The sequence below is a fragment of the Haloarcula mannanilytica genome, assembly GCF_005406125.1.
Classification (GTDB): Archaea; Halobacteriota; Halobacteria; order Halobacteriales; family Haloarculaceae; genus Haloarcula; species Haloarcula mannanilytica.
Genome location: NZ_BIXZ01000022.1, coordinates 1 through 11,369 on the forward strand (window position 1 = coordinate 1; position 11,369 = coordinate 11,369).

General features: G+C 51.5%; 13 protein-coding genes and 4 pseudogenes. 11 read left to right on the plus strand and 6 right to left on the minus strand.

Annotation, left to right across the window (positions count from 1 at the left end; genetic code table 11):
• Positions 1-95: pseudogene (locus tag Harman_RS20865) on the plus strand (IS5/IS1182 family transposase); the annotation flags it as partial.
• Positions 96-102: 7 nt separating this feature from the next.
• On the opposite strand, the gene Harman_RS20870 reads toward Harman_RS20865, so the two are convergent.
• The 5 genes from Harman_RS20870 to Harman_RS20890 are packed head-to-tail and all read right to left on the minus strand — an operon-like array spanning position 103 to position 5,651.
• A complete protein-coding gene (locus Harman_RS20870; RefSeq protein ID WP_137685598.1) occupies positions 103-855 on the minus strand; it encodes a hypothetical protein in 753 nt (250 codons plus the stop codon).
• Positions 852-1,823: a hypothetical protein gene (locus Harman_RS20875; RefSeq protein ID WP_137685599.1), complete on the minus strand. Its 972-nt coding sequence runs from the start codon at positions 1,821-1,823 to the stop codon at positions 852-854. Before Harman_RS20875 ends, Harman_RS20870 begins: the two co-directional genes overlap by 4 nt.
• A gap of 7 nt (positions 1,824-1,830) precedes the next feature.
• Positions 1,831-4,221, minus strand: coding sequence for a hypothetical protein (locus tag Harman_RS20880; protein WP_137685600.1), 2,391 nt, complete (start codon positions 4,219-4,221; stop codon positions 1,831-1,833).
• The gene (locus Harman_RS20885) at positions 4,221-5,237 is read right to left on the minus strand and encodes a hypothetical protein (protein ID WP_137685601.1); all 1,017 of its coding nucleotides are present in this window, start codon (positions 5,235-5,237) and stop codon (positions 4,221-4,223) included. The genes Harman_RS20880 and Harman_RS20885 overlap by 1 nt, the downstream gene beginning before the upstream one ends.
• A gap of 3 nt (positions 5,238-5,240) precedes the next feature.
• A complete protein-coding gene (locus tag Harman_RS20890; protein WP_137685602.1) occupies positions 5,241-5,651 on the minus strand; it encodes a hypothetical protein in 411 nt (136 codons plus the stop codon).
• Between the two features lie 196 nt (positions 5,652-5,847).
• Between Harman_RS20890 and Harman_RS20895 the strand changes: the two genes are divergently transcribed.
• The 10 genes and pseudogenes from Harman_RS20895 (at position 5,848) to Harman_RS20935 (ending at position 11,257) form a co-directional block, all read left to right on the plus strand.
• Positions 5,848-6,459 carry a hypothetical protein gene (locus Harman_RS20895; protein ID WP_137685603.1) on the plus strand — a complete coding sequence of 204 codons (612 nt, stop codon included), beginning with the start codon at positions 5,848-5,850 and terminating at the stop codon, positions 6,457-6,459.
• 268 nt (positions 6,460-6,727) lie between these two features.
• A complete protein-coding gene (locus tag Harman_RS20900; RefSeq protein ID WP_235007298.1) occupies positions 6,728-7,540 on the plus strand; it encodes a DUF932 domain-containing protein in 813 nt (270 codons plus the stop codon).
• A gap of 15 nt (positions 7,541-7,555) precedes the next feature.
• On the plus strand, positions 7,556-7,891 hold the full coding sequence (locus tag Harman_RS20905; protein ID WP_137685605.1) for a hypothetical protein: 336 nt from the start codon (positions 7,556-7,558) through the stop codon (positions 7,889-7,891).
• Between the two features lie 93 nt (positions 7,892-7,984).
• Positions 7,985-8,485, plus strand: a complete 501-nt coding sequence (locus Harman_RS20910; protein ID WP_137685606.1) for a hypothetical protein — start codon at positions 7,985-7,987, stop codon at positions 8,483-8,485.
• 46 nt (positions 8,486-8,531) lie between these two features.
• Positions 8,532-8,771, plus strand: coding sequence for a hypothetical protein (locus Harman_RS20915; RefSeq protein ID WP_137685607.1), 240 nt, complete (start codon positions 8,532-8,534; stop codon positions 8,769-8,771).
• The gene (locus Harman_RS20920) at positions 8,734-9,513 is read left to right on the plus strand and encodes a DNA-methyltransferase (protein WP_137685608.1); all 780 of its coding nucleotides are present in this window, start codon (positions 8,734-8,736) and stop codon (positions 9,511-9,513) included. The genes Harman_RS20915 and Harman_RS20920 overlap by 38 nt, the downstream gene beginning before the upstream one ends.
• Positions 9,514-9,777: 264 nt before the next feature.
• Positions 9,778-9,877 (plus strand): annotated as a pseudogene (locus Harman_RS22210) (IS1595 family transposase); the annotation flags it as partial.
• Positions 9,868-9,984: pseudogene (locus Harman_RS20925) on the plus strand (IS1595 family transposase); the annotation flags it as partial. The pseudogenes Harman_RS22210 and Harman_RS20925, both read left to right, overlap by 10 nt.
• 48 nt (positions 9,985-10,032) lie before the next feature.
• Entirely contained in the window at positions 10,033-10,572 is a 540-nt protein-coding gene (locus Harman_RS20930) for a transcription factor (RefSeq protein WP_137685609.1), read from the plus strand.
• A 70-nt stretch (positions 10,573-10,642) separates the two neighbouring features.
• A complete protein-coding gene (locus tag Harman_RS20935; protein WP_235007299.1) occupies positions 10,643-11,257 on the plus strand; it encodes a type I restriction-modification system subunit M N-terminal domain-containing protein in 615 nt (204 codons plus the stop codon).
• A gap of 14 nt (positions 11,258-11,271) precedes the next feature.
• Here the strand turns inward: Harman_RS20935 and Harman_RS20940 are convergent.
• Positions 11,272-11,369 (minus strand): annotated as a pseudogene (locus Harman_RS20940) (IS5/IS1182 family transposase); the annotation flags it as partial.

Sequence of the window (11,369 nt, forward strand, 5' to 3'; positions counted from 1 at the left end):
GCGACGCCGTGCGTGCGCGAACCTGGTACGGTGAATTTCGTGAGCTAGTCCTGATGTGTGCGGTTCACAACATCAAGCAATCTCTGAAACCGTGAAATCAAGCTACGTCTGGTGATTCACCACGGCCCTTGTTTCTGAACCGACGATATGTCGGACGGTCTTGTTCTCGGTAAAGTCGTTCAGCCGCCGGACCAGGGGTTCAAGCTGACTGTCGGAGAGGTCGTCCTTGATGGTGACAAGCTGTGACCGGAGTTCAGGATCCTTGGTATCATCGATCAGCTGTTTGAGCTCTTCGTTGTCGGTGACGCAGTTTTTGATATCTATCAGCGTGTAGCCGGCCCGGTGTTCGATGTTGGCTTCGACCCCGGCCCGGAGCAACGTGGTGAGGACCCTGCCGAACCTGTCACCCCAGTTGGTGCTCAAACGTTTGAACAACTGGATCAGGTTGGAGACGATGAGCTCGATCCGGTTGGTTTTCGCTGCTGTCGGCACTGTCTGATCCAGGTAAGGTTCAAGGACGTTGATCCCTGTGATCGGTTCCCGGTACGGATTTACGTATACCAGGTCATCGTACCGGTTCTCCGGAACTTTAGCCAGGAACTGGTCTATAACCGTTCCCTTGGAGTTGAAAATAGCGAAACCGCGGTCTTTGACGCTGTCCTGTAGTGCGACGTGAAGCAGCTCGTGTGTTTTTCCGGTGCCGTTCACGCCTGTGGTCAGGGCGTGTTTGGCCCGGTGTCTGTCTTCGATGTAGACGTTTTTTTCAGCGCCGAGGATACTGGTCTTGGTGCCGACGTATGTCACTTCTTTGCCGCCGCAGTTTTCGATCAGTTCAAGGGTGTCTTCGGGTTTCATACTGCGTTTTCTATGTTGTCTTGTTCACGGTCGGGGATCGTTAGTAACGCGGACAGCTCTTCGGTCGATAGTTGGAACTGCCGGGTTGGTTCACGGTCTCTGATATTCTTGACTGAGTCGATGATCGGTTTCCTTCGGAGGCTTCGTACCACCTCGGTCCGGAATCCTTGACCGGTCTCGGGGTCTGCAAAAATGTTGAACCCTCCGGAGACTTCTTTTATTCTGCTTGCGGTATACTTTCTTGCGCCGATGACGAGGATACGGATCGATGTGTTAAACCGGGGGCTGCCGGCTTTCTTTTCGATGTGACGTGCCTGGTTTCTTTCCCGTGGTGTTGGGTCCCGGTCGTTCCAGGGAAGTACTCCTATCTTTTCGCTGCGTAGCTTCTGGCTTTCCTTGGATGCTTTCCGGTGCCAGAGACGTTTCTTGACCGGCTGGCCCGCCATCGGTGTAGATAGTAATTGGATAAGTATACGGCTGTCGCGCATCGCATCCCGGTGGAGAGCTGTGACGAGGGAGTTGGTCGGCGGCTTTTCGAACGTTGTCTGTAACGGGTGCACATCTTTTTTACGGAGGGTGAGAGTTCCAACGCCGACGGTATCTCCATCGTTCAACGGGATCGTGTCGACTCCTTCCCTGAACCCGGCTCCGGATACTTGCTCGTTCAGATGTGTTCTAAGCTTTCGTTCTAACCTCATGGATGGCACTGAAAACTGGAGGCGAAGCTTTTGGGGATTGAACCGGTGGATTTCGTACGCTACGGTAGGCGACCTGTTTCTAATCCCGAACAGCTCTGTCTGATACTCCGTAACCGCCTTCACGAACCTGTCAAGCGTTGCCGGGAGCTCTTCTTCAAACGGCGGAAGAACCTCAACTGTTCGGAACGTCTTCTCAGGTCGTGACAGCCGATCTGTTGTAGATCCGTCCAGTGTTACGTAGCTACTGCCCAGGTTGAAGGGAAAATGCATAGACCGGTTACCTCCAGGGCTTTGTTATCCAGCTTTCTACACTCAACACCAGTATCCAGAGGGCTTCGGCAGCGATGAGTACAGCTATGCCTCCGGCAAGAAGATCGATGACTGTGGATGGGAGGGCTCCTGCCGGAAGAACCGGAAGTGATCCGTTCAGATGGAGAAACACCAGAGCCGGTAGTCCGATTACCAGTCCGTACTCAAACAGGCTGATCGGTCTTTTGGATACGATGCTGAAAACCTTAGTCAGGCTGAAGTCCTCTACAGTCTCCGAACCTGCTGTCTCAGCGTTGTCGGTTTCTTGGCCTCCATCGGTCTCCTTTTCAAGTATCTCCGGCTCAGGCTTGCCAAGCCCGGATGGCTGGCTCTGGATACTTTGTTTGAAGGCTTCGGGTTCAAGTATCCCATCTTCAAGCAGCCGGTGTTCGGCATCGGTTGCATCGATCCGTATCCGTCTGTTTACCGGTCCGCGGAGAAGCGCTTCACTGAACGATTGGCCGGTACCGGTCTTCAGCCTACGAAGCTTTCCTGATTCTTCCTTGGAGAACCGGAAGAAGTCGGCAACCTCGTTTTCAAACCCTTTCTGTTTGAAGAACAGGCTGCAGTCGATGTTGCGGAGAATATTCCGTCCCTCGTTCGACCGTGTGAACTCATCAGCGTTCTGCGTTACAAGGGTGGCTGCGATGTCATAGTCCTTGCTTTCACGGATCAACCTGGAGACTGCCTGTAACCCGTTCTGGCATACCGTGTTTCCCCGAGTGATGACGCGGTGGGCCTCATCGACAACCACTAACGACTTTGAATCGGTATTCAATGCTTCACGGTAGATGTGACGGACGGTCTCAGCCAGCTTTTCCGTATTGTCCTTGGAAGGATCCCTAACGGTATACCGTACTACCGAGTTCTGGATACTATCATGGTCGGTATCTTCAATTATTACGGTCTCTCCATCTAACGCGTCGACGATATCCCCGTAGTCACGTCTCTTCGGGTCAAGGATATAGATCTCAAGATCGTCGTACGTCCTGGCTGACCGGAGCAGCATCATACCGGTCCAGTAGCTCTTTCCGGACCCGACCTTTCCCATGACCGAGATATGTCCGGCCTCCCAGGAAAACCGGTCAAGGACTACATGCTGCTTATCCTTGTGGGTCTGACCGAACGTGATACCGCCGGATTCAACCGTATCGTATGCGGCAAAGCTGAATCCTGAGGCCGCAGAGTATCCGGGGACAACACGTCTTTTACCGAGCCGGTCACGGTGGAACGGTGACGCTGTCTTGACCGCCTGAGACATCTGCAGCACCGGTCTCTTCCTCTCCACCCGATACTGGTCCAGCACTGATTTTACTGCGTCCAGGGTTTCCTCAGCCTCGTCACCGGTTTCTCCACGTACGGTTATGCACACCCCGTAGTTGACCAGCGGCTCTCCGCCGGCTTCCGCATCTATTAGGTCTTCCAGATCCTGTTTCTGTTTCTGGAGCCCTGCTTGGCGGAACGGCTTCCGTGAGGCTGAAATCTCTGCCTCGGTCCGGGCTAACAGCCGGTCCATTCGGCTTCGGTCCATGTTAGAAAAGGGGTAGAAGCTCTGGACGACGTCGACAAGCCCCGGTGACTCGGCGTTCAACACATCGGCAACCCATCCGAACGGCAGCTGTTCAGGGAATCCCGAGACGTACAGCGTGCGGCAAACCGTTTTTTGTCCGTGTTCAACCCTGTATCCGGTACGGGAGAGAGCTTTTTTACCTGAGTACAGCTGTTCTACCGTTGATTCAAGCTGTTCTCCGGTCAGCCGTTCGGCACGTAGGTCGGCTGCTGTCATCATATCTCTGACCTCTCTAGATCTGTCGGCGACCGTTCGGTGTCCCTCAGCGACTGTCGAAGCTGAAGTCCTCACTACGACGTAGTGGTCGGTGGCGACCGCACTGTCTCCGGTACCCGGGTAGTCTGATAGACTGACGTGTCTCTGCCGGGAGTAGATCTCTACCGGATAGTCAACCCCGGCAAGCATCTCTGTGACAACGTCGCGGTTCGCCCTTCTGTCTGACTCAGGGATCTGTTCGATGCTACAGGACGATACCTCGACGATTCCCAAGACGGTGTTATCTTCAAGCAGCACCGAGCCCTCCACGATCTTCGATACCTGTGGACGTGCAACCGTCAAACTACCTGTTATCTGCCGGACAGCATCAACCACGTGTCTATCCAGGCGTTTCCCGCCCGGAGTAAGCTCTGCAAATATAAGACCGAGAACTAACCCGGTGACCGCGCCGAACCGGAAAGGAAGGAACCATCCGATCAAGACCAGAAGCCCCATCCAGGATACATCCCATACCGTGTACCGGTCAATAATTCTTACTTCGTGGTCAAACGGAGCAGGGAACTCCGCCTCCATCAGTCATCACCTCTCCTGGTGAAACGGTTACGGCGGTTTCTCGAATCTTTGTTTTTCTGTTGGCTTCCCCGGTCGACGTCGATGTTTAGCTTCTCGTCTGCCACACGGAGGGTTTGTTGGTAGACTATCCCTGTTGCCTGGCCTGCCACACGTGTCAGCGGTAAAGCCATTGTAACACCGGCTCCAAGCAGCACCAGCGGCAGTCCGAACATCAAGCCGATACCTGCCAGCGCCCAGAGGAAGTGAGGAATCAGGTCACCAGACTCTAACAACGTCAGGGTCAGGTCGTATACAACCGCATTCAACGGGCCGATAAGCAGGCACGCAATCCAGAGATTGACCAGTCTTTCCCCGAAGGTACGGAGTCTTGGTGTAGCGATCATCAGGCCGATAAGAGGAGACAGCGCCACCCCCGCCATTAAAAACACATCTCGGCCCAGGAAAATCAACGCAATCCCGAGGAGAAGAGTTGAGTCGAAAAAAGCCACTAACGCCAGTTCTAACGTGAACCTAGTTACCGCAAGGAAGCCAGGACTCTGAGGCATCAAGGCCTCGGTTGTCAGTCGGGAGATCTCCACCGGATACCGAAGTAGTTCAGGCGCGACTGAACCCAAGCCAACTGCTCCGATAACAGAGGCCAGTGGCCGAATAGCATCAATTATATTCGCTAACCGCAAGACACCGATCCAGACCACTGCAGCCCCTGACAGCACCAAGGAAACCCGGAACACCTTCTCATGGATGTCCAGAACCTCTTGACTGGTTACCTCAGGATAACTGGCAAAAACACGTGTCAGTAGTCCAGACAGTTCGTTTGCCAGCCGCTGTAACGGGATCAAAAGAGCAGAAGCAATGGATTCCACCAACTCTTCCACAGACCTACCATCGCCCTCCTCTCCATCACCGGTATCCTTCCCCGAAGGGGTCGCAGCCTGATCAGCAGCTGCCGCCCCGGCTAAAACTGTTGATAAAACCATAATAAGACATGCAGCTGTCAAACAGGTCTTCAAACGCATCTTTCAGCCTCCCCTGCAGAGAGGAACGGCAATGAACGCCACCAAGTCCTCACTGATCAAGACTATGATCAGACCGACAATCGCACCGGAGAAGACCCGCCGCGCTTTCCGCTGTAGACCTGTGAGAACGCCCTGCCAGAGAAGCCCTGCAATAATCAGGCCGAGAACCGCTCCAGGAACCGCAATACTGAAACCTAGCTGCTGGAACCGCTCGATCAACATAATCAGTCCCTCGAAACCCGCCGTGCTACCGGAACAGCCGCTTACCATGGCTGCAGATGCCCGTCCAGCAAACAGCGACTGTATCAGAACCAGTTGAACCCCGATACCGCCGGTCTTCCAAAAAGTCCTGTACAAGGCTTCATGTAGTTTATCTTCACTGTGCTTGACACGGTCGGTGCTGTGATCATCCATCTTCGATAGTTCCCCCCAGTTGATTCTTCTGGAGATGTCGCAAACCGTAGGTAGCAGGAAAAAATGAAAAACACCCCCCACATGATTATGTGGATAGTCCGGTGTTAGATGGTCTCTAACCGGTTTCCCTCGTTCTTTTTATTGATTTCATAGAGAGTATAACAAAACCGTGAAAGAGAATATAGGTCTGTGATCTATGACTTCAAAACAGATCTGGGAACACGAAGTAACCTGCCACCCTGAAGACATTCAGAACAGAGGAACGACCTACAGTCCGGATTACAGGGTATACCTGCCGGATACCATCAAGAAGCTGGGACTAGATGAAGACTCCGAAGCCATCGTCGAAAAAAAGTACCAGGATGAACAGCAGCGTACACCCTATCTGGAAGGAAGAAAGCTTGATCAGGAAGACAGACAGACCTCCGGCTCCGACTCAGTTTTCAAGATCTTCACCGACGGTTCAACACGGCTCCGAATCACTCTCTCCGCCAACTGGAGGGACGAGTTCTTAAATTACGACGGGGAAGACATCCTCATAGTCGAAGTCAACGAGATAGAAGAGACGTTCCGGATCTACAGAAACGACGACTATGACAAACGGAAACAGGAACTCGAAGATCGAGGAACCAAACCACTACTGGGTAAACCACTGGTGTTGGCAGGAATGCTCTACGAAATGAAAAACTCAGGGATCAGGGATATCCTCGGAGTCCCTGACAACAAGGGTTCAAAACCGGACGGAGATAGTGAGGAATGGAGCGGCGAAGTTGTGACAAACACCGGCAAGGGATCACGGGCCAGCTGAAAAATAAACAAACTCAGACCACCCATCTGAAACAAGGCCTTTCTGAGGATACTACCTGTTTTCCAACCATATCTAGGGATACAGAGGTGATACTTGTATCTCTAAAAAAAACTACTATTTCGATGATTTAGATGGACTGTATAAAACCGTAGAGGAGCTTCCCAGGGTCGAGCGTCATGATGTCTATGCATATCATGAGGAGGTAGATGAGTGGGAGCAGGTTCCGTACAGGGACAGTCTGTGGACCGGTGATGGCCGTGTAACGGGCGTGGTATCCAGCAGCGATGATTTTTATAATGTGATCCAGTATGGGGATATCCTGGAGACGGTCGGTGATGCCGCAGAACGCCACGGTATCCAGCCAGAGGGCCAGGTATCAGTCTCGCCTACAGCCCACAAGATGACAGCAGACCTCGATCTCGGCTCCAAGGTTTATGCGGACCAGGATGACGCTATTGAACTTGGTTTACGGGTCCGTAGCGGTCACAGCGGGTTCCACGGATTGAAGTACGATGTCGGGGCGGAACGCCAGGTATGCAGCAACGGTATGACCTCTTTCATCTCCGAGCTGGGGTTCGAGCAAACCCATGGCGAGCCGTTTCAGCCCGGGGTAGCGTACAATGCGGTTGACGCTGTCGTGGAGTCTCCGGCAGAGATTGAGCATCGGTTGGCGCAGGCTCAGAACCGTGAACTGTTGAACCAGGATGAGGCACTGCTCGTACTGCTGGACACGGGTATCGACCGTTACCTGGAGGATCCGGTTCCTGACCTGTTGAACGCGCTTCAGTCAGAGGTAGAGGACTCGGAGAATCCGACGCTGTGGGAAACCTATAACGCGGGTACGCGGGCGCTCACACACTACAGCAGTGAACCAGAATACGATCTGGCGGAAGGGTTCGAACGGGCAGCCCGGCTGCTGGAAAACGGTACGAACCAGATACCGGATCCGGAAACACTCGGGAAGACAGCGGTCGATCGGAGAACCAGAGACCTGATCGAAAGCGGTGATTCGGAGCCTTACTGGCCTGAAGAACGAAAATCACTGAGAGAGCTGATGGAAAAACACGGAATAGAAGCGTAGAACGGTGATTTTTGCATGACTGACTACGATGATGAAGAGGCTTTAGCACGGTGGGAGGCTGCGTTCCTTCCTGACTGGGAGTGGGAGGCATACGACAAAGTCGAAGAAGAGGACGAGGTCTACTTCGGCCGGGTCAAATCCCCAAACACGTACGGACGGTGGGAGTACGGCTACTTTTCGCGGGAACAGTTGAAACAGGCAGGTGCTTATCGAACCGACATAGACCCAGATGATGAGGAGCCGTTGTTTCCGGACGGATCCCGGGTTGAGGATATCGTCGGTGTGTTTGAGACCGAGCTTGATGCACTACAATACCTGGAGTCCGAGGACCGGGGTGAAAATGATGGCTGAAGAACTAGCCCGTATCTTTGAAACCGAGTTAGCAGCGGAACGTTACCAGTTAGAGGAGGTGGCCAGACAATCAGCGACAAAGTAGACCGGCTGTTGTCCGAGTACGCTGAGACAAAGAGATACGTGGAGAACAGGAAGCCGTCCTGGCTGTTCGTAGACGCAGCAAGAAGTTCCGAGCTAAAGTATGGTTTGTTCAACTACTTTCCGGAAGCACACTACAGTAAAGCAGTAGACCAGGCACTAAAGGAAGAAGTGGAAGACCGGTTGGAGACTGATGGCGGAAGAAGAACACAGTACTACTGGGTAGGTGATGAAGGAGTGCTCTATCACACACAAAGGCAGGAGGACGTCGTCGTTCCGTTCTTTGATACGGTCAGGGATGCAGAACGGTTTCTGGAAAGCCAGGCCGACCGGTACGGGGAGGACCGTTACACCGGGATGGTTCTGAGAAAGACAGGTAACCAGAAGGTGGAGGAAGCGGTCGAGGTCCTTACCAGCCAGTCCGGGCTCGAAGACTTTGCACCGGACGGCGGACAAACCGGTTTCGAAGACCTGCTTAAAACCGTGGAAAACTCCGAAGAAGCAGACTGGTGAACCAAAAATCGGTGAGGAAAATAATGGGAAGTCGTTGGAGGAGCAGTTGCAGGACGAGATTGTTTGGAACCACTGGGTCGACCAGCACCTGCACAACAAGGACAGGTACGTCTCCGAAACCAGATACCAAGCTGATGAGGAACTACCCTACGGCTTCCAAGTCACTTACCGAGATGGCGGCCCTTCCTACGAGGCCGTCGATATCCCGTTAGCTACCTGGCAAAAGGAGAAGGCGGTCGAACTCCTAGATGAAAGCTACGAAGCACTACTCCGCTACTTCGAATAAACCAGGAAAGAGGGTGGTACAGATCGATAGACGTGTTTTAGACTGTATACTTCACGGTAACTCGCTGAAACTGTTGGACCGGTTGCCTGAGAACTCGGTAGATATGATCCTTACCGATCCACCGTACAACATCTCATCCGATTTCGAGATTAGCTTTGATGATAGAAAGGATATCAGTCATGACTTCGGGGACTGGGACTACGGACAGGTACAACCCAGCGACTGGATAGGAAAGGCTACCCGGGTATTGACTGATACAGGTGTATTCATCTCGATGTACGATGACCTGAACATGGGCCGGATGATCAGCTCTCTCCGACAACAAGGCTTGGAGATCCGGGAGAAGGTATACTGGCACAAGGACAACCCTGTACCCCAGTTCCACGGAGTGAAATGGCAGAGAGCGGTTGAAGAAATGGTCGTAGCCACGGTCAACGAAGGTGAAGGCCATCACTTCCAAGCAAACCGTGGACAGAGACACAACGTCATCAAAACCCCGATCTGCCAAGGCAGAGAACGCAGAAACCATCCTACACAGAAACCCCGGGAACTGTTCCGACCGATCATCAAATGGTGGACAACACCCGGGGACATACTCCTCGATCCATTCACCGGGACAGGAACAATCCCGGTAGTCGCACAGGAACACGGACGCCACTACATCGGAATCGAACAAAACAAAAAATACGTCAAAACAGCCCGGAAACGCCTTAGCCAAACCTCACTACGACAAAACTGGTAACCTACAATTTGGAACGTTTGGTGATTTCTGCCTCCTATATCATGATTAAAAACCAGGTAAGAAACCGTATTTTAAGATGTCTGATAAGGTATGAATCTCTACGAAACCTACTACCAGAACCAACTACTAAATACTGTTTCTGATTTCAAAGAAACTGTCAAACAAATAAAAAACGATTCAGTCAAACGTCTAAAGAGATTACGCTCTTATGCAAACCTACGGAAAAACCGTATAGTTACACTGAACCGACGATAATTTAGCGATATGTCTTCTGCTCAGCCAGCGTTCGGTGGGATGTTTCGGCAGTTGATTAAGCTGGACGTAGTCAATGTCAACACAGAGCCGCTTGATGCGGGCTTGGAACAGACCGCTAACACCTTCGGTATCGTTCGCTCACTCACTTTAGCTGGTGAATCCACCGAGTCAATCGTTGATTGTCTCGTTATTGGGGCTTTCCGCAGTTCTACATAAGAGCGAGAGATTAAAAGAATAATTAGGTCGGTAGGCTAAGAAAATCTTATGAATGTAGTGAGTACTATGGGAAGTGGTGACCTTGGACGTGAACTTAATTTAGACTCTGTGATCGACTCTTTAAAGAATGAATTCGATATCGAATCAAATTGGCACAGAGACTCAATGGTCACCGTTCGTTTAGAGCCTGATGGACCAGCTCTTACTCTATACCGCACAGGAACTTACCAAATCCGTGGAACAGATAGTAGAGACTCTCTCCTTGATGCAAATAAGGCTCTTTTGAGTGCACTGGAGAGAATAGGTGTAGAATTCACTGAACCCTCTTTCGAGCAGAAGAATGCGGTCTATCTTGAGGACTTCGATAGAACCATTCAATTAGAAGCGTTGGCAGTTCATCTTGGTTTGGAGAATGTAGAATATGAACCCGAACAGTTTCCTGGCGTAATTTATCGGCCACCAGAACTCGGTACGGTAAACTTAGTTTTTTCAAGCGGAAAGACAATTATTAGTGGAACAATACACGAGGATGTCGCTGAACGATCTGTAGAGGAGCTTAGCCAACGTCTTTCTACACTTCCTACTTGAGATCCGTACTCGGTTGCAGGGCTAACCGCTCAACGGAACTATTATCAGAGTATCCCCAACAGTACATTGTATGGCTATTGCGGGAGATTCTAACGGTGAACTTGAAAAGAAACTCTGGGAAACCGCCGAAAAACTACGAGGACCAGTCGACCCCTCTGAATACAAAGACTTCGCACTCGGACTTCTTTTCCTCAAGAGTATGTCTGACTCTTTTGAAGCCCGTAGACAGGAACTCAAAGAGAAAACCCACGACGAAGACTCCCGATACTACACTGAAGACGAGAAAGAACGCGAATACATACTAACAGACAAAGACGAATACAAACAAGAAAACGTATTCTATCTACCTGAAGAAGCACGCTGGCAATACTTCGTCGACAACGCCACAGACCCACAAATCGGAAAGAAAATAGACGACGCAATGCGCGCCATAGAAGAAGAAAACCCCCGGCTCAAAGGAATTCTGCCAAAAGGATATTCACGATCCTCACTCTCAGATAACTCTTCAAATGCATTAGAAGAACTGATCAACCTCTTTGCAGATATCAGTGTGGAAGCAGGAAACGGTGATCAGGATGAAGATATCTTTGGTCGGATCTACGAATACTTCATTAAACAGTTCGCCATGGAAGGCGGGCAAAAAGGAGGAGAATTCTACACACCAAAAAGCTGCTCTGTTGAATAGATGCTGAATCATAGTTAGAGCGGCTCACAGAGCGTTTCTATGTTTGTGATGGCGAACATCAGGACAATTTCACGGAACTGTCGATACCAGCCAAGCGCTCGCACGGCATCGC